This window comes from Candidatus Persebacteraceae bacterium Df01 (genome assembly GCA_030386295.1).
Classification (GTDB): Bacteria; Pseudomonadota; Gammaproteobacteria; order Tethybacterales; family Persebacteraceae; genus Doriopsillibacter; species Doriopsillibacter californiensis.
Window position 1 is genome coordinate 93,742 of sequence record JANQAO010000002.1, and the last position, 22,742, is coordinate 116,483.

The 22,742-nt window shown below is 48.5% G+C and carries 26 protein-coding genes; 2 read left to right on the forward strand and 24 right to left on the reverse strand.

What is annotated here, in order from left to right:
* Positions 1-22: 22 nt before the first annotated feature.
* From NQX30_03545 to argF, 13 genes are all read right to left on the reverse strand, one after another.
* Positions 23-805, reverse strand: coding sequence for a thiazole synthase (locus tag NQX30_03545; GenBank protein MDM5147444.1), 783 nt, complete (start codon positions 803-805; stop codon positions 23-25).
* Positions 805-1,011: a sulfur carrier protein ThiS gene (gene thiS, locus NQX30_03550; protein MDM5147445.1), complete on the reverse strand. Its 207-nt coding sequence runs from the start codon at positions 1,009-1,011 to the stop codon at positions 805-807. Before thiS ends, NQX30_03545 begins: the two co-directional genes overlap by 1 nt.
* A gap of 73 nt (positions 1,012-1,084) precedes the next feature.
* On the reverse strand, positions 1,085-2,266 hold the full coding sequence (gene ccmI / locus NQX30_03555; protein ID MDM5147446.1) for a c-type cytochrome biogenesis protein CcmI: 1,182 nt from the start codon (positions 2,264-2,266) through the stop codon (positions 1,085-1,087).
* Entirely contained in the window at positions 2,263-2,736 is a 474-nt protein-coding gene (locus tag NQX30_03560; protein ID MDM5147447.1) for a cytochrome c-type biogenesis protein CcmH, read from the reverse strand. Before NQX30_03560 ends, ccmI begins: the two co-directional genes overlap by 4 nt.
* Positions 2,736-3,266, reverse strand: coding sequence for a DsbE family thiol:disulfide interchange protein (locus NQX30_03565; protein ID MDM5147448.1), 531 nt, complete (start codon positions 3,264-3,266; stop codon positions 2,736-2,738). The genes NQX30_03560 and NQX30_03565 overlap by 1 nt, the downstream gene beginning before the upstream one ends.
* On the reverse strand, positions 3,263-5,182 hold the full coding sequence (locus tag NQX30_03570) for a heme lyase CcmF/NrfE family subunit (protein MDM5147449.1): 1,920 nt from the start codon (positions 5,180-5,182) through the stop codon (positions 3,263-3,265). The genes NQX30_03565 and NQX30_03570 overlap by 4 nt, the downstream gene beginning before the upstream one ends.
* A complete protein-coding gene (ccmE, locus tag NQX30_03575) occupies positions 5,179-5,613 on the reverse strand; it encodes a cytochrome c maturation protein CcmE (protein MDM5147450.1) in 435 nt (144 codons plus the stop codon). Before ccmE ends, NQX30_03570 begins: the two co-directional genes overlap by 4 nt.
* Complete coding sequence (gene ccmD, locus NQX30_03580; GenBank protein ID MDM5147451.1) at positions 5,610-5,765, reverse strand: heme exporter protein CcmD; 156 nt, start codon at positions 5,763-5,765, stop codon at positions 5,610-5,612. The genes ccmE and ccmD overlap by 4 nt, the downstream gene beginning before the upstream one ends.
* A complete protein-coding gene (locus NQX30_03585; protein MDM5147452.1) occupies positions 5,765-6,514 on the reverse strand; it encodes a heme ABC transporter permease in 750 nt (249 codons plus the stop codon). The genes ccmD and NQX30_03585 overlap by 1 nt, the downstream gene beginning before the upstream one ends.
* Positions 6,515-6,517: 3 nt before the next feature.
* Positions 6,518-7,162, reverse strand: a complete 645-nt coding sequence (gene ccmB, locus NQX30_03590; protein ID MDM5147453.1) for a heme exporter protein CcmB — start codon at positions 7,160-7,162, stop codon at positions 6,518-6,520.
* A gap of 13 nt (positions 7,163-7,175) precedes the next feature.
* Positions 7,176-7,805 carry a cytochrome c biogenesis heme-transporting ATPase CcmA gene (gene ccmA, locus NQX30_03595; protein ID MDM5147454.1) on the reverse strand — a complete coding sequence of 210 codons (630 nt, stop codon included), beginning with the start codon at positions 7,803-7,805 and terminating at the stop codon, positions 7,176-7,178.
* Between the two features lie 202 nt (positions 7,806-8,007).
* Positions 8,008-9,231, reverse strand: coding sequence for an argininosuccinate synthase (locus NQX30_03600; protein ID MDM5147455.1), 1,224 nt, complete (start codon positions 9,229-9,231; stop codon positions 8,008-8,010).
* 25 nt (positions 9,232-9,256) lie between these two features.
* A complete protein-coding gene (gene argF / locus NQX30_03605) occupies positions 9,257-10,144 on the reverse strand; it encodes an ornithine carbamoyltransferase (protein MDM5147456.1) in 888 nt (295 codons plus the stop codon).
* Between the two features lie 110 nt (positions 10,145-10,254).
* Here argF and NQX30_03610 point away from each other — a divergent pair, with 110 nt between their 5' ends.
* Entirely contained in the window at positions 10,255-10,590 is a 336-nt protein-coding gene (locus tag NQX30_03610; GenBank protein ID MDM5147457.1) for a DUF3579 domain-containing protein, read from the forward strand.
* A gap of 101 nt (positions 10,591-10,691) precedes the next feature.
* On the opposite strand, the gene NQX30_03615 is transcribed toward NQX30_03610, so the two are convergent.
* Entirely contained in the window at positions 10,692-11,894 is a 1,203-nt protein-coding gene (locus NQX30_03615) for an acetylornithine/succinylornithine family transaminase (GenBank protein ID MDM5147458.1), read from the reverse strand.
* A gap of 225 nt (positions 11,895-12,119) precedes the next feature.
* Between NQX30_03615 and NQX30_03620 the strand changes: the two genes are divergently transcribed.
* Positions 12,120-12,617: a YHS domain protein gene (locus NQX30_03620; GenBank protein MDM5147459.1), complete on the forward strand. Its 498-nt coding sequence runs from the start codon at positions 12,120-12,122 to the stop codon at positions 12,615-12,617.
* A 16-nt stretch (positions 12,618-12,633) separates the two neighbouring features.
* Here the strand turns inward: NQX30_03620 and NQX30_03625 are convergent, their stop codons facing one another.
* From NQX30_03625 to NQX30_03670, 10 genes are all read right to left on the reverse strand, one after another.
* Positions 12,634-14,310: an NAD(P)H-dependent oxidoreductase subunit E gene (locus NQX30_03625; protein MDM5147460.1), complete on the reverse strand. Its 1,677-nt coding sequence runs from the start codon at positions 14,308-14,310 to the stop codon at positions 12,634-12,636.
* Between the two features lie 286 nt (positions 14,311-14,596).
* Positions 14,597-17,368 carry a valine--tRNA ligase gene (locus NQX30_03630; GenBank protein ID MDM5147461.1) on the reverse strand — a complete coding sequence of 924 codons (2,772 nt, stop codon included), beginning with the start codon at positions 17,366-17,368 and terminating at the stop codon, positions 14,597-14,599.
* 5 nt (positions 17,369-17,373) lie between these two features.
* Positions 17,374-17,880: a PTS sugar transporter subunit IIA gene (locus NQX30_03635; GenBank protein MDM5147462.1), complete on the reverse strand. Its 507-nt coding sequence runs from the start codon at positions 17,878-17,880 to the stop codon at positions 17,374-17,376.
* A 6-nt stretch (positions 17,881-17,886) separates the two neighbouring features.
* Positions 17,887-18,186 (reverse strand): ribosome-associated translation inhibitor RaiA, encoded by a 300-nt coding sequence (raiA, locus tag NQX30_03640; protein MDM5147463.1) that lies wholly within the window; start codon positions 18,184-18,186, stop codon positions 17,887-17,889.
* Positions 18,176-19,387 carry a hypothetical protein gene (locus NQX30_03645; protein MDM5147464.1) on the reverse strand — a complete coding sequence of 404 codons (1,212 nt, stop codon included), beginning with the start codon at positions 19,385-19,387 and terminating at the stop codon, positions 18,176-18,178. Before NQX30_03645 ends, raiA begins: the two co-directional genes overlap by 11 nt.
* The gene (gene lptB / locus NQX30_03650; GenBank protein MDM5147465.1) at positions 19,384-20,115 is read right to left on the reverse strand and encodes an LPS export ABC transporter ATP-binding protein; all 732 of its coding nucleotides are present in this window, start codon (positions 20,113-20,115) and stop codon (positions 19,384-19,386) included. The genes NQX30_03645 and lptB overlap by 4 nt, the downstream gene beginning before the upstream one ends.
* The gene (locus NQX30_03655; GenBank protein MDM5147466.1) at positions 20,108-20,770 is read right to left on the reverse strand and encodes a hypothetical protein; all 663 of its coding nucleotides are present in this window, start codon (positions 20,768-20,770) and stop codon (positions 20,108-20,110) included. The genes lptB and NQX30_03655 overlap by 8 nt, the downstream gene beginning before the upstream one ends.
* On the reverse strand, positions 20,745-21,278 hold the full coding sequence (locus NQX30_03660; protein ID MDM5147467.1) for a hypothetical protein: 534 nt from the start codon (positions 21,276-21,278) through the stop codon (positions 20,745-20,747). Before NQX30_03660 ends, NQX30_03655 begins: the two co-directional genes overlap by 26 nt.
* The gene (locus NQX30_03665) at positions 21,278-21,769 is read right to left on the reverse strand and encodes a phenylphosphate carboxylase subunit delta (protein ID MDM5147468.1); all 492 of its coding nucleotides are present in this window, start codon (positions 21,767-21,769) and stop codon (positions 21,278-21,280) included. Before NQX30_03665 ends, NQX30_03660 begins: the two co-directional genes overlap by 1 nt.
* On the reverse strand, positions 21,766-22,740 hold the full coding sequence (locus NQX30_03670; GenBank protein MDM5147469.1) for a KpsF/GutQ family sugar-phosphate isomerase: 975 nt from the start codon (positions 22,738-22,740) through the stop codon (positions 21,766-21,768). The genes NQX30_03665 and NQX30_03670 overlap by 4 nt, the downstream gene beginning before the upstream one ends.
* Positions 22,741-22,742 lie beyond the last annotated feature (2 nt).

The window sequence follows — 22,742 nt, forward strand, 5'->3', positions numbered from 1 at the left end:
TTACCAACAGCGACAGTGTTTATTATTTTCCGATAATGCCGGCCGTCGGCGACGAAGGTGCGGCGGCATAATCCTGCCGTGTCATTCTACCGGCTAAATATGCTTCCCGCCCAGCTTCAACAGCCAGGCGCATGGCAGCAGCCATTCGTACTGGCATACGCGCTTTGGCAATGGCGGTATTCATGAGGACACCATCGCAACCCAACTCCATAGCAATGGCGGCATCTGATACCGTACCCACTCCGGCATCTACAATCACCGGTACTTGCGCGTTTTCTATGATAATTCGCAAATTATGCGGGTTAACGATGCCCATGCCAGAGCCGATGAGAGAGGCCAGTGGCATAACCGCTGCACAACCGATATTTTCCAATTCTCTCGCCACAATTGGGTCATCACTAGTATAGGCCATCACATCAAAACCATCCGCTACCAGTTCCCTTGCCGCTGCCAATGTCTGTACCACATCGGGAAACAGCGTTTTCTCGTCTCCCAACACTTCCAGTTTGACAAGCGAAGCACCTAACAATTCTCGTGCTAATTTAAGCGTCCGCACAGCGGCAGCGGCATCATAACAGCCGGCGGTATTTGGCAAAATGGTAAATTGATTTGGCGGCAAAGCCTCCAGTAATGAAGGTTCACCTGCGTCCTGACCGATATTTGTACGACGCACGGCAACAGTAACAATTTGAGTACCGCTGGCATCAACAGCAGCACGAGTTTCATCAAAATCACGATATTTTCCAGTGCCCACCAAAAGCCGTGAAGCATAATCACGTCCGGCAATACGTAAACAATCTGCCATCAGCCACCTCCCACGGCAGTGACAATCTCTATCACATCGCCATTATGAAGACATTCATTTTGATGCCTACTTTGGGGAACAATGATTCCATTTTTTTCCACGGCAATTTTTTGTCCACGTAAATTCATGGTGTTCAACAAGTCAGAGACGGTCCCGCCGCTATTCAGATGTCGCACAATGCCGTTAACAGTGCAGGTGATTTCCATTACTTGAATAACTTCCTTATCATTTATTATTTAATAAAAAGTTAATTATCCTTGATATGCTGAAAAAAACACATCATTTTTTGCCCCCAGAAGATATAGTGTTGATAAGTACGGTAACCATAGTACCCGCAGACACGCCATCAACACTGCCCTGGCGATCACCCTGCTGGATAATGGCATTACCGCTTTGAGAAAGACGGGCAACAATATCGTAGCTGTCAGTACTGCTCATATTTATCGCCGGTGCCATGGCATCGTCATCGCTCAATGTTACCGTAAGCGGCAGTTGGAATGTTGTCAAACTACGCACCGCCAATGGAACCGAAGCACCGTCATCAGCAGCCTTGGCAAAAATAAAAAGCGTATCGGACTCATCCACACGTTGAGTTTGGCTTAATTGCACTATAACTACCACATTGCTTTTTTTCGCTTTTGTAGCACTGGAGGCGACCAATTTTTCTTCCAAGTCGGTAATAGCGACAGCAATATCATTTTGTGCTTCGGGAACGTCAGCCAAATTATCGTGTGCTCGCCACCAATAGCCAAGCGCTTCATCTAAAAGCCCACGCCGCTCAGCGTGCAAGCCAGCAAGCCACAAAATAGATGGCGCCTCAGGCGTTTTTATAAGTGCTACCGTCAACAAACCGCTAAGTGTGTCATCATCGGTCGACAACCCCTTCATCATCAGCGCGTCAATGTTGGCCGCGAGTAACTCTGACGTATTACCAACGACGGCGCGAGCGCGGGCATAATAGTCAGCAGCAGCAGCATAGTCGCCCTGCGCGCCCATCACTCTTCCTAGCCAAGCTAGCGCCTCGGCGTCTTGCGGATGAGTAACAGTACGCTGTTTTAGTTTAGCAGTGAGTTCTTCTATACTCGGCGGCGGCATCAACGTTGCGGGCGTACCAAGAAAAAAATACAGCAGCGGTGTAAACAGCAACAATACAACCGTCGTAAACACCACACTACGCCAGTCTTTTTTAAACACAGGCTGTACGGCTAACGCAGGTGATATTTCTTTACCCGCTTCTTGCAACAACTGATAGGCAATTTCTTCCTCATACTCATGTACCTCTTCAGGAGTAGTATCACTAGCGACAGCGCGAGCATCATCCAATCGCTCTCGGGCAGCACTAATGTTTTCATCACGCGCAGTATCATGTTGATTGCATGGCCGCCGTAAAAAAGCAGGCAACACAAACGCCAACGACAACAACATCATTAGCAAAGCGACAACTATAAAAGTAATATTCATTTTTTTTCCAACAGACGAGCAGCGTCTTGACGTTGAGCAACACTAAGTTCGGCACGCCGCTGCCGGCGAAGGGTGGTTGGTAGTAGCGCCAACGCCATTACCACCAGCACAAAAGGTGCCAACCACAATGCCGCCGTACTACCTTTAACAGGTGGTTGATACAATACAAAATCGCCATAACGCGCCACCATAAAATCAATGATTTTCTTATCACCAGCATTAGCGCGCACCATATCACCAATAATAAGACGCATATCTTTGGCTAGTGGCGCGTCCGATTCGGACAGCGTTTGATTTTGACAAACCAAGCAACGCAGCTGCTTAATAAGGCTCGCGTATTGAATTTCTTGCTGCTCATCATCAAAATGTGTAATGTCAATACCACCACCGACAGCAGGTAATATAATGGAGAAAAAACAAATTATCGCCAGCAACTGAACAACAATTTTTCGTGATGATTTAATATTCATTATTTGGACGCAGCATCTTGTAAGCGCCGTACTAACGGTAAAATAGTTTCCACAATATCGCGCTCGTTGAGCACCCCCACATGTTTGTGGCGAATAATTCCGCCGTCATCAATGACAAAAGTTTCAGGTACCCCATATACGCCCCAGTCCAACCCAACACGACCATCGGCATCTATCACTGACACGCGGTACGGATTTCCCCATTGTTTCAGCCACGCAAGAGCGCTATCACCGATATCTTTATAATTCAGCCCCACCAATATGGTTTCCTCTTGCAACAAATTAACCAGCAATGGGTGTTCAGCACGACAACTTACGCACCACGATGCCCAGACATTGAGTAACCATACGTGCCCACGAAAATCTTCAGGTGTGATATGCCGCTCCGGTTCACTGAGAGATGGTAGTGAAAAAGCAGGCACCGGTTTATCCACCAGCGGCGACGGCACATGACGTGGGTTTAAATACAACCCCGCCAGCATAATCCCCGCCAGCGGCAAAAAAATAAGTAGCGGTAGTAGGCGCTTCATGTGACACGACGGCGGCGATAACGGCGATCAGCAGCGGCTATTGCTGCACCCAACGCTATTAGCAATGCACCACCCCAAATAAAACGAACAAAAGATTTGAATTGCAAACGCGCACTCCAAGCGCCGTCACCCAGCGGCTCGCCCAGTGACACGTACCAGTCGCCGCTCCAACCTACGGCAATGCCCGCCTCCGTCATCGTATTATCAGGGCTAGCATGATAAGTGCGTTTTTCTGGTCGCAGCAAGGCGACTGTGGCATCTCCCTTACGCACCCGCACTTGCCCCACAATAGCGCGGTAATTACCACCTTCTTCAGAACCAATGTGTTCCAATTCAAAAATGTGAGAACCTAACAATTGCGGCTCACCGATAGCCAATCGGACGTCTTTTTCTTGAGAGTAAACACTCACCAGCGTGACACCAACAATAAATACGGCAACGCCAGCGTGGGCCACAGACATGCCCCAAAAACCGCCATTAACACCGCCACCAGCACGCAACCGGTCGACAACACCACGCAATACACCCAATAATATCCAACCAGCAAGAACAAGTCCTGGCACCGCTGTCCATTGATACCCACCATCAAAAAATAAGGGCAACAAAACACCAACAATAATTGCCGTCAGTAGGGGAGAAAATAATTTTCCGGCAAGTCTCGAAGCGGTGTCACTTTTCCAGCGACAGATCGAGCCAACAGTAGCCAAAGCGGCAGGCACCACCGCTAGCGGCACGAAAATTAAATTAAAATAAGGAGGCCCCACCGATATCTTTCCTACGCCCAGCGCGTCCAGTAAAATCGGATAAATCGTGCCAAGCAACACACTGAACGCCGCCACGACAAGAAAAATATTATTGAGCAAAATGCCCGTCTCACGCGATACCAAAGCAAAGCGTCCCGCGCCAGCCAATCGCGGTGCTCGCCAAGCATACAACGACAGCGAACCACCCACGGTAAGCACTAGTAATAACAAAATAAACAACCCACGTTCGGGATCAGTTGCGAATGCGTGTACTGACGTCAACACGCCAGAACGAACCAAAAAAGCACCCAATAAGCACAGTGAAAAAGTAAGAATAGCTAACAATGCCGTCCATGGCTTAAACACCCCGCGCGCTTCGGTAGCAGCTAATGAATGCAGCAAAGCGGTACCAGCCAACCAAGGCATAAAAGAAGCGTTTTCCACCGGATCCCAAAACCACCATCCTCCCCAACCCAATTCATAATAGGCCCACCAACTGCCAAGCATAATGCCAATAGTAAGAAATCCCCATGCAGCCAAAGTCCACGGTCGCGCCCAACGCGCCCAAGCCGAATCCATCCGACCAGACAAAAGTGCGGCAATGGCAAAGGCAAAAGCAACCGAAAAACCTACATATCCCATATACAGCATAGGCGGATGAATAATAAGCCCTATATCCTGCAATAGCGGATTTAAATCACGCCCTTCGTCCGGAATGGGAAACAATCGCGTAAAAGGATTAGACGTAAATAACATGAAAAGCAAAAACCCTACGTTTATCAGCCCCAACACGCCGATAATTTGCGCCCGTATAGTTAGCGGCATACGACGACCAAATACAGTAACCGCTGCCGTCCATCCCGACAGCATGAGCAACCACAACAGCAATGAACCTTCGTGGCCGCCCCACACCGCAGACAACCGATAGGCAAGCGGCAAAGCGGTATTGGAATTTTGAGCTACATACAGCACAGAAAAATCGTTTTTCTCAAAAAGAAACATTAGCAATGCGAACGCCAGTGCTACAAAAAAGCATTGCGCCAATGCGAAATTGTCCGCCGCCGCCATCCACGTGACACGTTGTCGCCACGCGCCAGCAAGCGGTATAACGGCTTGCAACAGCGCCAACAACAGCGCCAGTGCCAGCGCCACTTGAGCTAACTCAGCAATCATTGTTGCAAAGAACCAGCAGCTTTGAGTGCGTCGTGAGCTTCTGGCGGCATATAATTTTCATCGTGTTTAGCCAACACTTCATCAGCTACCAGCACACCTGCTTGCCACACACCGCGCACCACCACACCCTGCCCTTCACGAAATAAATCTGGTAGTACCCCACTATAAGAAACAGTAACCGCATTAATAGTGTCGGTTACGGCAAAGCGCACTTCTAAATCACCCGTTTCCCGCACTATTGAATTATCAACCACCAATCCACCTAACCTCACCGGCCTTTTGGAGAAAGTAAGTTCTTTTAATATTTGTGTAGGCGTATAAAAAAATAAAAGATTTTGTCGAAAAGCGGCAACAGTAAGTGCCACTGTTGCCGAAGCACCGACAAGAACACACAGTACCAAAATAAGACGACGACGACGGCGTGGAGTCATGTATCGCGCTGCACCAATCTCTGCAAAGCACGCACTTTACGGCGATGAACTGCCAACCACAACAACGCCAGCACAAGAAGCGACAACCCATAAGACGACCATACATAAACACCGTAACCGCCCATCTCAAAAAAAAGCCGCCAATCTTCCACTAACCCAATCCTCTTTCGCTCCGAACGATTTGTTGAGCCCACCGAGTACTGCCTTCTTCTTCCAAAAGCAACGCTTGTGCTTGCGTACTCAGAACAAGGCAATAAAACACCATAAATGCCCCGACCATAAACAACAAAGGAAACAGCATGTCTGGATGCATGGCCGGAGCACCCAATTTGGTAATAGTGGCCGGCTGGTGCAGCGTGTTCCACCAATCCACCGAAAAATGAATAATAGGAACATTAACCACACCTACCAGTAGCAAAACAGCACCGGCTTGTGCGGCTGCGCGACGGTCAGAAAAAGCAGTAGACAATGCCATATAACCTAAATATAAAAAAAGCAGGATGAGTTCCGAAGTCAGCCGCGCATCCCACACCCACCAAGTTCCCCACATTGGCTTACCCCAAATAGAACCGGTTACCAAGGCAAGAAAAGTAAATGCTGCTCCTACCGGCGCGGCGGCGCGGGCACAAATAGCGGCCATTTTGCCACGCCAAATGAGAGTCACCGCAGCCATGACGGCCATGCTAACGTACACGAACAATGACATCCACGCCGCCGGCACATGAACAAAAATAATACGATAACCATCTCCCTGCTGATAATCAGCAGGAGCGGCAACCAATCCACCATATAACCCCGTTCCCACCAGAGCAATAAACAACGCCGCCAACCACGGTCGCATAACATCCGCCAGACGGTAAAAATCACGCGGTGAACCCAAACGATAAATAGCGCGCCACATAGGTTAGCGAAACCCAGAACCCAACCGCAGTGCCGTAGCAGTAGCGATGGGTAGTACGGTCAAAGACAGCATGAACAACGCCGCCAGCAATAACAGTGGCGCGGCGGGAGTCACAGCAGTAACCGTTGCGGCCGCAAAGATAACTGCTGGCAAACACAGTGGCAAAGCCAACAACGCGCCCAAAAAATGACTACGGCGAGCACCCGTAAGCAGTGCCGCACAAAATGCCGCCAGCAAGCTAAAAATCCCAGTGCCTAAAGGTAAAGTAAGTAATAACACGCCCAGCGAATCAGCAGGTAACTGCAACCATACGCCCAACAATGGCGCAAGCAACACCAGCGGCGCACAATAAGCAAGCCAGTGAGCGGCGGTTTTGGCCAAAACGGCCAGCACCAACGGCTGCGGAGAAAGTAGCAATTGCTCTAAAACGCCGTCCTCGGCGTCACTGCGAAAAATAGCATCCTGTGACAGCAAAGATGACAGCAGCGCCAACGACCAAATAACTCCCGGCGCAATACGGCGCAGCGTATCAGGTTCGGGACCGACGGCGAGAGGAAACACCGCCGCCACCAGTAAAAAGAAAATAAGCGGCGTAAGCCAATCGCCCGGATTGCGGGCAGCAAGCAACAAATCGCGCCGCAGCAGCATAAAAAAAAACACTTCATGGCGATACCAATTCCAATATTTGAGGAGACATCGGCCAGCGTGGACGCTGGTGGGTAGACATGATAACGCCACCACCATTAGAGGTGTGCGCCACCGCCATATCACTCAATTGTTGCTGCCCATCTGCGTCCAAAGCGGTAAGCGGCTCATCCAGCAGCCACAAGCGTGCATTGCTAAGCCACAACCGCGACAGCGCCACCCGACGCCGCTGACCAGCGGATAAGGTACGACAAGGCACGGCTGCTATCGGCGCCCCCCACTGCTCCAAAGCTTGTTGCGGTGAAATGGCGACGTCATCACACATGGCGGCGGCGCATTGCAAATTTTCCAAAGGAGTTAATTCACTTTTAATGCCGTCTTTGTGACCAACATAAGCAATATCGTTACGATACTCTTCGACATAGCGACGAGTATTTTTTTGTCTCCAAAAAAGGCTTCCACCATCGGATGAAAGTAGACCACAAAGTATGTTGATAAGCGAGGTTTTGCCGCTACCGTTAGCACCGATAATTTGTAATATCCCGCCCACTGGCAAAATAAAAGACAATCCACCAAAGAGAACCCGCCCGCCGCGGGAACAACGTAAATTTTTAGCTTCCAGCAAGGGTGAAATGGCAGCATTCATTGGTCTTTGATTATATCAAGCACAGGTACTGTATTTTATCCCCCAAAAATTTAGTGCACTGCCTATATCAATAATTTTTAAATCCGCACAGTATTAGCGCAAAAGTAAAATTTTCAATAACTAAGTAGAACGCTCCTTGTTACCTAAAATATTAAGAGCAATGTTCTGTATAAGTTTTTCTGCCTAGTCGGCGCTTGGTTTTTTATAAAACCGCTTTGCGGATTTTTTGTTGCAATCGTAGCCGTAGCGCATTAAGCCGTATAAACCCTTCAGCATCGCCTTGATGATAAGCACCGCCATCATCTTCAAACGTTGCCACTGTTTCATCAAACAGTGAATTGCTAGACTCGCGCGACAAAATTTGACAATTGCCCTTGTACAGTCGCAACATCACTCGTCCGCTCACCAGCCGCTGCGATTCATCAAATAATGTTTGTAGTAATTCGCGCTCCGGACTCCACCAGTAGCCGTTATATACCAGCGTTGCGTAACGCGGCATCAAATCCAAGCGCAGCCGCATAACTTCCCTATCCAAAACGATGGTTTCCAGTGCCTTACGCGCGCACAATAACACCGTTCCTCCCGGCGTTTCGTAGCAGCCGCGTGACTTCATGCCCACATAGCGATTTTCTACAATATCACTACGCCCCACACCGTGTTTGCCACCTAACTGGTTAAGCATCGTCAAAAGTTCTGCTGGCGTAAGCGTTTCACCATTCACCGCCACCGCATCACCAGCAGCAAAGTCAATGGTGACGTCTTCCCCCTCGTTTGGCGCCGCTTGCGGTGAAGCCGTGCGCTGCCACATATCTTCACGGGGAGCACACGCCGGATCTTCTAGTTCACCACCCTCATAAGAAATGTGCAACAAATTAGCATCCATACTATAGGGTGCAGCCACGCCGCGCTTTTGCTCAACCGGGATACCGTGTTTGTCTGCATAATCCAGCAGCTTTTTACGCGACAGTAAATCCCATTCGCGCCACGGTGCAATAACCGCAATGTTGGGCTCCAATGCCAGATAACCTAACTCAAAACGCACCTGATCGTTGCCTTTACCAGTAGCGCCGTGTGCAACCGCATCGGCTCCGGTTACCGCCGCAATTTCTACCTGCCGCTTGGCAATCAGAGGGCGCGCAATACTCGTGCCAAGCAAGTAATCGTGTTCGTACACGGCGTTGGCGCGAAACATCGGCCACACATAATCGACAACAAAAGTCTCACGCAAATCTTCAATATAAATTTCGCGCACACCAAATTGTTGCGCCTTGGCACGCGCAGGCTCTATTTCTTCCCCTTGCCCTATATCGGCGGTGAATGTCACTACCTCACAGCCATAGGCCTCACGCAGCCACAATAAAATAACGGACGTATCTAATCCGCCCGAATAGGCCAGTACTGCCTTACTAATTTTTTTTGTTGTCATGTTTACTCCAATTTGAACGCGGCGGTTAATCTTCCGTGCCAAGTAATTTTTCCAATAGCGCTTTTTGTGCGTGCAGGCGATTTTCAGCTTGTTGCCAGACCACACTGTGCGGACCATCAATCACCTCGGCGGCTACTTCTTCGCCACGATGTGCTGGCAGACAATGCATAAATAGCGCGTCCTTTTCGGCGCGCGCCATCAATTCAGCATTCACGCAGTAACCAGCAAATGCCGCCTGCCGCGCATGGGCATCTTCATCGCCCATGCTTACCCAAACGTCGGTCATTACCAACGCTGCGCCATCCACCGCTGTATCCAAATCAGTTATCGTAACTCCGGCTGGCGTTTCATCAAAACGATAACTAGCCGGACAAGCCACCACCAACGTCGCGCCCAAAATATCTGCAGCTTGCGCCCACGAGAAAAACACATTATTGCAGTCGCCAATCCAAGCAATTTTACGCCCCGCTAAACTACCGCGCAATTCTTCAAAAGTCATCACGTCGGCAAGCACCTGACACGGATGTGAGCGGTCGGACAACCCGTTAATGACCGGACATGCAGAATGAGCGGCAAATTCTTCTATTGTTGCATGGTGGTTAGCACGAATCATCACCGCATCAAACATGGAAGATATGGAACGCGCCGTATCGGCGATGGATTCGCCACGCGCCCGCTGCGACTGCGCCAAATCAAAAACTTGCGCCTGCCCACCTGCCTGACTCATAGCGGCGGAAAAAGACGCTCGAGTGCGGGTGGAAGCTTTCTCAAATATCATCAACAACGCACGACTAGCCAACGTTGGCGGGCGCTCACCACGCTTAACCTGCACCTTACGCGCAATGGCACGGCGCAATAAATCAGCAATTTCCTCAGCACTCAACGAATTAAAATCAAGATAATGTTTAAGCATAGCAATAAAATAAAATGAACAATCAATCAGTTTAATTCATTTCTGAGAAAAAGCACGAATAACCTTTCTTGAAGATTTAAGAGAGAATACGACTTTTGTAAATTTAACCTATGTCACAGTCAATTCCCAGCGGTACTCCTGTTAATGAAGATGATTGTTATATCATCATCAAAGGACAAACAACCGACGGAAAAAAATTTCGTCCCAGCGACTGGTGCGACCGTTTATACAGCACGTTACACGCTTTGGACCCAGAAGAATACGATAATTGTATTCAATATGTCCGCCTCGTCAATTATAGCGATGGCAAATGCATTTTGGTGGATACTTCTCTCAAAGCATCAAGCAACATGTTGTACAATTTTTTCATGCGCTTTGTAGACAGTAATAACTTAGTCAAAGCCGCTATCAGCAAATCTAACTGGGACGATACCCGCAACAATTAAATTTTTGTTCGCGAAATAATTATCCGACAAAAGTAATTTTCAGCTGCGCCTATCCGGCGGCTTACTTCTGCTTTTAGAAAACAATTAGCCTCGTTTTTGTTTCAAATCCGCAGAATTTGTAACGCCCGACGCAGACGGGCAAAACCCGCATCAATATCTTCAACGGAAATATTCAGCGCTGGCGCCAAACGCAGTGTATTCTGACCCGCAGTAATAACAATAAGCCCTTCATCAAGCGCGGTGGCGACGACGGTTTTTACCGTCCATCCCTCAGCCATATCAATACCGATAAGACAGCCTTTATGACGAATGTCAGAAAAGCAGTTAAATTCATTGTTAAGTTCCTCCAACTTGTCGCAAAAGAGATTTTCGCGCTTTTTAACACCCTCTAAAAAATCGTCTTTTAATATTTCACCAAGCACTGCCAATGCCGCTCGTGCCGCTAAAGGATTTCCTCCATAAGTGCTACCGTGAGCTCCTACCGGAAAACCAGCGGCAGCAGCTTCAGAAACTAGCATCGCCGCTACCGGAAAGCCGCCGCCAAGCCCCTTAGCCGTGGTGAGCACATCGGGTGTCACATGCGTCTCCATATAGTTGTACAAATGACCGGTGCGGCCTGCACCACTTTGAATTTCATCAAATATCAACAAAGCCTTGTGACGATCGGCTAAATCACGCAACCCTGCCAAAAAACCATTCGCCGCCGGTACTACACCACCCTCTCCTTGAACTGGCTCCACAATAATTCCGCACACATCATCATCCATCATCGCCGCTGTCGCCGCCAAATCATTAAATGGCGCAAAACGCATTCCAGGTGTCAGTGGACCAAAACCATTACGTATTTTTTGCTGACCTGTTGCTGCCATAGCCATGCCGACCCGACCGTGAAAGCTGTTTTCAAAAGCCAGAACATGATATTTTTCTGATTGTATAGAACAACCGTGATGCCTCGCCAACTTAATTGCCGCTTCATTGGCTTCGGCACCAGAATTACACAAAAACGATCGAGCGGCAAAAGTTTCTTCGACTAATTTTTGAGCCAAATGCACGGCGGCATCGTTTACATGTAAATTAGATGTGTGCAACAATCGCCCAGCTTGCTCGCTAATAGCCGCAGTAAGAATTGGCGGAGCGTGCCCCAAAGAAAGCACGGCAATACCACCGCCAAAATCCACATATTCTTTGTCATTTTCATCCCACACACGCGAACCTTGTCCGCGTACCAGCACCGGCTGGGGCGGCGCGTATATTGGCAATAGACAGGAATCATACTGGGTGCGTAAGCAACTTGTGTTGTTCATTCGTTAGACTCAGCTAATAGATAGAAATAGCAAAAAATTTAAAAGTTAGGCAACAAAAATGGATTTTTTATACTAAGCCATGATAGCATAAGAGATTAGAGGCATCATCCAAAAATTCGATTTTCCGCCGAAAAACCGCGTAATCCCTTGTTTTACATGCCTTTCACGCATTTTTATAGCATTTTTATATTACAATCCGTTTTTATTTTTCATAAAAGGTGGCGCGTGAATTCCAATAAAATTATTGCCGTATTATTTTTCTTTTTCATACTACTCGGCGCAGCGGTTGGTCCCGCCACAATCAGCGCACTGAGTAAGTCAGACAGTGATACAGCTGCCTCTAAAAATATTCATTTTTACAAATACCCGGGCGGACTAGGCGCCGATGGCTATGATGTCATCTCTTATTTCAACGACTCAAAAGCTGTTAAGGGAAATGAAATATACGAAGAAGAATGGGGGGGAGTGCTCTGGCGTTTTATTTCTCACAAAAACCGCAAACAATTTTTTCAAGACCCACAACGCTATATTCCACAATACGGTGGTCACTGCGCCTATGGCGTCGCACAAGGATATTTGGTACGCGGTGATCCAATGGCATGGAGCATTCGTGATGACAAACTGTATTTAAATTATAGTCAAGGCATTCGCACCGCTTGGCTGGCAAACGCACAAGAATTTATTCGTCGCAGCGAACTGTCGTGGCCAAAACTTAACCGCTAATCACCTGCAAAAAATATTAACACACTTCGTGTGGAAAATACTTGAGTACACAGCGAATAGGATTGGGAGCGGCTTGCCCCAACCCACAGATAGACGCATCAGCCATCGCTTGAGATAACTCTTCCAATAACGCCGCATCCCACTTTGGCGCTTGCATAAGTTGTGCTGCCTTAGCCGTGCCTACTCGGCAAGGAGTACACTGACCACACGATTCGTCTTCAAAAAATTGCAGCATATTGAGTGCGGCATCACGGGCACAATCTTTTTCGGATAACACGATAATCGCCGCCGAGCCGATAAAACAGTCGCCAGCAGCGGCCTGTACCGTATCAAAATCCAGCGGAATATTATCCAAAGCAGCTGGCAAAATACCACCCGACGCACCACCGGGAAGATACCCGTATAACGTTTGTCCAGACACCATGCCACCACAGTATTCATCAATCAGCTCGCGCACAGTAATGCCAGCTGGCGCGATGTGCACCCCTGGTTTATTCACTCTTCCTGACACCGAAAATGAACGCAACCCATGTCGTTCGCGACGTCCATGGTCAGCAAACCATGCCGCTCCCCGCCGCAAAATTTCTGGAACCCAGTGCAACGTTTCCATATTGTGCTCCAGAGTCGGACGGTTAAACACACCTTCCTGAGCCACATACGGTGGGCGCAACCGAGGCTCGCCGCGCTTACCTTCTATGGATTCAATCATCGCCGATTCTTCACCGCAAATATACGCACCAGCACCGCGGCGCAAATGCAACCGCGGCAAAACTATGTCCGACGCTCGCAATATTGCCAACTCAGATTCCAGCATCAACCTACAGCCGTGGTACTCGTCACGCAGGTAGATATAAACGTCCGCCGCAGTTACCGCCCATGCTGCAATTAGCGCACCCTCCAAAAATTGATGCGGCGCGCGCTCTAAATAGTAACGGTCTTTAAAAGTACCCGGTTCTCCTTCGTCAATATTAACTGCCAATATCTTATCGCCAGCCTCTCCACCCACGATACGCCACTTACGAGCTGCCGGAAAACCAGCACCGCCCAGCCCACGCAAATGAGATTCTTCCAAAGCACGCACAACCTCTTCAAATGTCAATTCCCCCTGCACGCAGCGACGGTAGGTGTCATAACCACCTTGCTGTTGATAATCGGAAAATGTTTGTGCAGCAGGAATGACGGGTGCGGTATCGCCATTTTCTACCGCCGATATAACTTGTGGTACGGTTGCACGCTCAACGGCGTTTTGCCCAGCCACCGCAACCGGAGCACAGGAACAACGTCCCACACAAGGTGCTGCAATCACCTGCGCACGCTCCCCCAACGCTTGCTGCAATGATTTCATCAATTCACCCGCACCAGCCATCTCACAAGACAGTGAACGACATACCCGCACGGTAACGGCGGGCGCACTGTCATCGGTAATATGAAAATGATGATAAAACGTAGCAACTTCGTAGACCGCTGCCATCGGTAGATTCATCAATGCCGCCAGTGCCGCCATATGATCGGTGGTAAGACACCTTTCGGCATCTTGCAAGCGGTGCAAATTTTCAATTAAGTATTCGGCGGTCAGTGGGGCGTCGTTCAATATTTCGCGCACCCGCTGCATTGCTACATCGGAAACAATGCGCCCTTTAGTTTTGATACGAGCATTTTGGCGCTTGACACTGATGATTTTTTCTTCGCTCATTTCTCTCACTTTTTAATTTATTCCGGATTATAACCATCCTTTTCCTTGCACTTCACCAGAACAAAAAAAAGTTAACGTTATTATCATAGAGTTCTGTTCCCCGTTATGAAGTCCGCTCGTTTAATGGATGTATTATGAACTCAATAAAGACTTTAACAGGACGTTGTACAAAAATTTTCAAAATTCTTATAAATATTTCTCTTTCAAAAAAATATAATAATTCAAATAATAAAATTAATAATCTGCCCGCTAGTTTCACTCACACACGACTCAAAAGCAAAGTATGCTAGCCTACCAACTGCCGAAAAATATCATCTCTTTCTTTTTGTAAGGCAACACAGCGAGATCGCTTTTTATCCACCACTGCGGCGGGTGCGCGTTGAATAAATTGCGCGTTCGTCAGTGATACTTGCACGGCTTGTAATTCTTTTTCCAATTTTTCCAGTTTTTGCGTCAACAGTTCGCGCGATACGCTGTTATCAGCTTCCCACTCAATAGCAATACTAAACCCTTCAATATCGGTACGCGGCAAATAATCGGGTAATACTTCTGTCATGTTGATGGACTCAAAGCGCGCTAGTTTTTCAATACACTCACGCAACGGCACCAGCGCCGTACTATCACCGCACACTAGCAACACAGGTCGCGCTGCCGGTGGGATTCCCACCTCACCACGCAACCGACGACAACCGTCCACCAATGCTATCAGCCGGTTGATAACTACTTCCGCCTCGGTATCTTTGTATGTATCTTCCGCTTCTGGCCACGCTGTTAACATCACACTAGCCGCCGCCGGCACACCAGCCAATGGGGCAATTTTTTCCCATAACTCATCAGTAACAAAAGGCATCAACGGATGCAACAACCGCAGTGCCGACTCTAATACTCGCACTAACGTATGACGGGTACGACGAGCAACAGCAGCGTCGCTGCGTAATTGAATTTTGGCAATTTCCACATACCAATCGCAATATTCATTCCACACAAACTGATATGCCGCCTGTGCCGCCAAATCAAAACGATAAATACCAAAGGCTTCGGAAACGGCTTCCTCCGTGTGCTGTAAGCGACTGATAAGCCAACGGTCAGCAATTGACGGCGGCGCCATCTTCCCTTTTTCACTTTCCTTATCGCACACGCCCAACACAAAACGCGCCGCATTCCATAATTTATTACAAAAATTACGATAACCGGCACAACGCTCCAAATCAAATTTAATATCGCGCCCGTACGATGCCAACGAAGCAAAAGTAAAACGTAACGCGTCCACACCATAGGCTGGGATACCGTTCGCAAAATATTTTTCTGTTGTCGCTTTAATAGCATCCGCCTTAGCGGGATTCATCAACCCAGACGTACGTTTTTGCACTAATGCCGCCAAATCAATACCATCTATTAAATCCATAGGATCCAACACATTACCCTTGGACTTGCTCATTTTTTGGCCTTCCGCATCACGCACGAGACCAGTAATGTACACGTCTCTAAACGGTGTTTGACCGGTAAAATGTTCACTCATCATCACCATACGCGCCACCCAGAAAAAGAGAATGTCAAAACCAGTAACCAAAACCGACGTAGGAAAATAATGCTGAAAATGCGGGTTATCAGTATCCGGCCAACCCAAGGTAGAAAAAGGCCACAACGCCGATGAAAACCACGTATCCAATACATCATCATCGCGACGCAAGGTTTTACCACCGGCCTTAACCACAGCGTCCGCCTCATTACAGGCTACGATAATATTGCCGTCTTCATCGTACCAAGCAGGGATACGGTGTCCCCACAATAGCTGCCGAGAAAGACACCAATCTTGAATATTATTCAACCACTGATCATATGTTTTGCGCCAATTCGCCGGCACAAAACGCACCTTTCCGTCATCCGCCAGTTTTAATGCTTTGCCCGCCATCTCGTCCATACGCATAAACCACTGGTCGGTAAGCATCGGCTCCAACACCACGCCCGAACGATCGCCACGCGGCAATTTATATTGGTGTGCCTCGCTTTTGATAAGCAGCCCCGCTTTTTTCAAATCTTCCACAATTTTTTCGCGAGCGGCAAAACGGTCCATGCCGCGATAATCTGCTGGCGCATTGTCGTTCATTTTAGCGTCCGGCGTAAAAAGCACGACAACAGGAATATTTTTATCCGCGTGCCGTTTATATACTTCGTAATCGTTAAAGTCGTGGGCAGCGGTGATTTTGACACAACCGGAACCAAACTCCGGTTCTACGTAAGTATCAGCAATAATCTCAATTTGCCGTGGCGGATCGGTAAGCGGCACATGCACCTGCTGACCCAATAATGGAGCATAACGCTTATCATCAGGGTGAACGGCAATGGCACCATCAACCAAAATTGTTTCTGGGCGGGTAGTACCTATAACAATGCCGTTTTTTTCGTCGCCAACAAAAGGATAGCGCACATAGTACATGACGCCCTCCTCTTCACTATTCGTGACTTCTAAATCAGAAACAGCAGTAAGAAGCACTGGATCCCAATTGACCAACCGCTTACCACGATAAATTAATCCTGCTTCGTACAGGCGTACAAAAACTTCAGTCACCGTCGCTGATAATTTGTCGTCCATAGTAAAACGACTGCGCGTCCAATCACATGAAGCACCCAACCGGCGCATTTGCTCGCTGATAGTATTGCCGGATTGTTCTTTCCATGCCCAAGCGTTACATAGAAACTCTTCTCGCGTTAACGTGGCAGCGTCAATACCTTTAGTAGCCAATTCGCGAGTAACTACAATTTGCGTAGCAATGCCGGCATGGTCAGTCCCCGCTTGCCACAAAACATTGCGCCCGCGCATGCGCTCTCGCCGCGTCAGCGCGTCCATCAATGTATGCTGAAAAGCGTGCCCCATGTGCAAAGTACCAGTTACATTAGGCGGCGGCAACATAATACAATAATTATCTCGTCCGTCTTGTGGAGAAGAATCGAACAGATTGCCTTCCTCCCATCGCTGACACCATTTTTCTTCCACCGTGGAAGCATCAAAATGTTTTTCTAGCGCACCAAAATTGGTCGCGTTGCTCTCGTCAGTCACAATTGTTATTCCTTATCACCGTCTGACAAGCCTTTTTCTTTTTCCCAATTGGCAATAATTTTTTGGACTTTTTCCGGTTCGGCACATTGCCACAGATTATTAATCAACTGCTGGTCAGACAGCATTTCGGCAAAAACACCGAGAATACATAAATGGATATCATTTGCTTCTTGGGGAGCAATTAAGAAAAATAGCACTTGCACAGCACCACCGCCATCATCACTGACACCATATTGAATCGGATGTTTGAGCATAACCAGCGCACACAAAGGCTCTTTCAAATTCCCCAATCGTCCGTGCGGAATAGCCCCACCCTCACCGATAAAAGTAGAACCTAAACGCTCGCGCTCAAAAAGCACCGAAAAAAATTGTTCTCGGGCAATACCGCTCGTATTTTCAAAAACAATGCTGATTTGTTCAAACACGCGCTTTTTACTCTGCCAGTCAATACCCAGCAAAATATGCGCCGGCGGCAACCGCCGAGCAATACCAATTTCGGTAATTTCAGTCATCTGCGATTACTGACTACGGCGGGCCAACTTACGCCCCTTGGCGTTTTGTAGCTGCCGTTCCATTTTTTCTACAGCACGGTCAATAGCGGCATACATATCGCTCTCCTGACAATTGACAACAAATTCTTCCTGATTGTAGCGTGTCATTATGCCGCAGCCATTTACATTTTTTGACACCTGCAATACCACACGGATGTTTTGTAGTGATGTTTCCCGATGACTATTGAGGCGCTCCAGAAGCTTAATCGTATGCTGCCGCAATGCGTCAGTAATTTCCACATGATGTCCAGTAATATCAATTTGCATAACGTTCTCCTTGGTTTTTAATATTAATATTGGCGCCCAGTAGCTGTTTGCGAAGAGATGGGCGCAAAATACCAGCACCGGCACGATATTTACTCACGGTGCGGCGCGATAATGACATACCACGAGCACGCAACAAAATACGCAATTTTTCATCAGTGTGGGGGCGAGCGAGATTTTCACAAGACACTATATTTTTTATTTCTTGCCGCACTGCTACGATAGCTTGACCGCTTGGTGTTTTTCTAGCAAAAAGCAATTTTAATGCATAAACGCCACAAGGCGCGCAAAAAACCTTATCGGCAACAATGTGCGATACCATTCCCGAAGATACGCCAAGAGCTGCAGCGGCTTCCTGCATGGGAAAAGGACGCGGAGCCTCATCGGCACCAGACAAAAATGCGCTTTGCTGGTTGACGACTAACTGACTCAATCGCAATAATTGCTTGCGGCGAGCAGATACTGCGCTCACAATCTGCCGCGCTTGTGCATATTCTCTCGCATCACCACCAGCCATAGTACGCGGAAAACAATCGCCCGCACCCATACGCGCTTTCCAAAGCCCACGTTCTTGAAAAAAATCCACATCCGACAATAACGGTACCGTATCACTATCCAACAGTGCACCACCGGGATTCAAAGTAAGTGAGCTCAACACTGCCAACGCTTCTGCCAACCGTCGTCGCGGCAGTTTGTCTTGGCGCTTGCGCAAAAACCAATGCAAGTAATTGTCAATAATATTGCGTGCTGACGCCGTTGCTGGCGTTTGTTCGCAAACATCCAATTGCAATCGCAGACACTCATTTTGCGTACGCGCGCCGACGCCCGGTGGCCCCAAAGATTGCAGATAACAAAGCGCCTCACCCAGTTGTGCTTGGTCGTTTTTTGCCAACAACGATTCCGTTTCGCTATCCCAATCAAGCAAACCGTTATCGCCAACTTGCTCGATCAAAAATGCAACTAACGGGCGCAAGAACGCCGGCGTATCGCTGTCCGTCAAAGCGGTTCGCAATCTATCACGTACACTTTCCGTTTCAAACGGTTGCGGACAAATCTCCGGTGACGAAAAATACTGCAAACATGGATTAATACTCGCTTTGTCTAACAAAAAAAGTGCCAACGATCGACCGCCAAAACGCAAAATGCGACTGGCATAAATGAGATTTGCCGAATACCCTCCAGCAATGCCAGTGATAGTTTTCATGGCACGAAATCGTAACCTAGATAGGCGCGCTGTGCCGCCTCACTCGCCGCCACATCCACGGGGCTTCCCTCCACCAGTACCTTACCATCTTCCAAAATATAAGCGCGGTCGCATAATTTGAGCATTTCCCGCACATTGTGATCGGTAACAACAATACCGATATTTTGCCGACTTAGACTGCGAATAATATCCTGCAATTCCCGCACAGCAATGGGAGCGATAGCGGCAAAAGGTTCATCCATAAGCACAAAAGCCGGCTCCACCGCCAGCAACCGAGCAATTTCCACTCGTCGCCGCTCGCCACCAGACAGCGTTTGTGCGCTGGCATCGGCTAAGTGCGCCACGCCCATTTTTTCCAGCAATTGCAAAGCTTTTTTGCGTGCTGACTGACCGCACACACCGTTAATTTCCACAATTGCTAACACGTTATCCAGTACATTAAGTCCTTGAAAAATAGAACCTTCCTGTGGCAGATAGGACAATCCCAGTCGTGCCCGTTTGTGCATAGGCAAGCAAGTGATGTCTTGGTCGTTCATCATAATGGCACCGCGGTCAGGACGAATAAGACCGGCAATAGCGTAAAAACAAGTGGTTTTTCCGGCACCATTGGGGCCTAACAAACCGACAATTTCACCGCGACGAACACGGATAGATACTTCGTTGAGCACAGCTCGCCCATCGTAGCGTTTAATTAGCCCGCTGACATTGAGGCTGTCTCCGTTATTCATCGCCGCCAAATGTAGCCCGCACTCGTCCATCACCACCGTCCGCCCGTAACTCGCCATTTTTTATATTGAAGTGAATAAATTCGCTTCTAATGTCGTTGCCATCACGTGCCAATAACGCACCACCACGCATAGCAATATCACCGCCGACAATATCATAATCCACCTGTCGGGCACGAATAGTTGTCGGTATTTTTTCATCATCTTGCAACCATTTTCCGCGTACCGGAGCGCCCATAAATTGCGCCCGCTGCTCACCACGGCTCCAATTACCGCTATCGGCAACTAAGTTACCTTGTACACAGTTTTCGCCAGCGCAAATGGTAATACCGCCGGAAGCGGACAATACATTGGCGCCATCATCTAGTTGCAGACGCCGTACCATAATTGATAGTAACACTTGCCCACAGTCAGCGCAGCCAACACGCACTGGCGCACCCTCAGCAACATAATGATTTCCACTCTCACCGACTGTTATCGCTAATTTATCGGCGTACACCGTAACTCCGCCAGCACTCACCACTACGTTACCAGAAAACTCAGCCTGTTTGCCATCAGCACTATAAATGGCTTGATTGCCAGTGACATTAACGGCATCCGCCGCCATTACACCACCGGTAATCATAAACAGGCTAACGATAATAAATACTTTCCACACGACCTTGAATTTTTACTCCATCAGCAACATCCCATTGGAAGGAGTCACCGCTTAACTGTCCTAGTTGCCCTTGAAAAATTGGCTGTTTCCCCGCCAAAACGCCACTATCAGCATCATATGAAACAACATCAGCATGCAAAGTAATGTTGCCGGACGGTTGCTCAATTATGCCGCTAACTTGGTCAAAAAACACGCTTAATCTGCTGTCACCATGCAGTGCATGCCCTGAATCGCCGTGCAATACAAGTTGACTGTCATTCGTCATTTGTTTCAATTGTGGTTGATGCAGTTTAACGTGTCCGACGGAGGTTTGTTCCATGCGCATGGCACGCATTTGCAAAGCGCTATTGCCATCTAATCGAAGATAATGGGCTTGTTCTAGTGCCGCAGTAAAAACAGGTCGTTTTCCGTCTTCTGCTGACGGACTAAGCCAAAATGACAGTAACGCTAGCACCGCCAAAAATGCCACCGGAAAATACATAAACACTAGCCGCCACAACGTTTTCATCAAGTCACCTCTTGCGCTGCGATAATCAAATCGCATAATTCCCGCACGGCACCAGCACCAGCAGGTAGGGATGGTACATAATGCGCTGTGTCAAGAACTGCTGCCACCGCGGTTTTTGGCGCGATAGCAAAGCCAGCGTGTTGCATGGCCGTCAAATCTGGTAAATCATCCCCCATAAAAGCCGCCTGTTCAACCGACACGCTATGCTTTACCAAAATCGTCTGCATTACCGCCAACTTGTCTTCGACTCCGACATGTACTTCGTCAATACCCAGCTGCTTTGCTCGTTCACCAATACCGTCACCGGCGGCAGCAGTAATAATGGCAACCAATATCTGCCGTTTGATAAGCAGGCGCAAACCATAGCCATCCAGCGTATGAAAAGCGCGCACCACGCCGCTAGGAAATAGGTAGATGCGACCATCAGTCAGCGTACCGTCCACATCCAAAAACAAAGCACGCACACGAGCCGCTCGCTGTTCAACATTCATAATAATTTGTGCCGTAGTAAATCGTGAAATGAAAGTGCACCTACCAGTCGTTTACCTTCCGTCACCGCCAGATGATTTAATTTGTGCGCGCGCATTAATTGTAATGCATCTACCGCCAGCATAGTGGCGGGAATGTTTTGCGGTTGTACCGTCATTAGGTCAGCGATAACGGAATTAGAAAAATCTTTTTTTGCTTCCACAGCACGACGCAAATCACCATCGGTAAAAATGCCGCGCAAGTCATCCGCTGGCGATATCGCTAGCACCATACCCATGCGTTTTTTTGTCATTTCTACCAAAGCAGCGGTAAAGGGGGCAGTTTCTTGCACCACTGGCAAGTCATCACCATGGCGCATAACATCTCCGGCGCGCATAAGCAGCCGTCGCCCTAGTACCCCTGATGGATGTGAGCGTGCAAAATCATCAGCGGAAAAACCACGCGCTTCCAACAGTGTCAGCGCCAATGCATCCGTAAGTGCCAATGCCGCCGTAGCACTAGCGGTCGGCGCCAGATTGAGTGGACACGCCTCACGTGTTACACACACTTCAAGCGCAACATCCGCGGCACGCGCCAATGCCGATTCGGCATTACCTACAATAACGACAAGTTGTACTTCTAACCGTCGCAACGCGGGTAATAATTCCAGCACTTCTTTACTTTCTCCAGAGTGCGACAGAGCCAGTAACACGTCACCAGCGGCTACCATGCCAACATCACCGTGTCCAGCTTCGGTGGGATGCATAAAAAATGCCGGCGTCCCTGTGGATGCTAGCGTTGCCGCCGCTTTGCGGGCAATGTGTCCCGACTTACCGACGCCGGTACACACGACTTTACCGCTACAATGATGTAACAATTCAACGGCGTGGACAAAAGGTTTTCCTAATCCAGCGCGCACCACTGCCAGCGCTTCGCCTTCAATATCAAATACCCGGCGAGCGGCTGCTAACCAGTGAGCACCATTAGCAACGATGC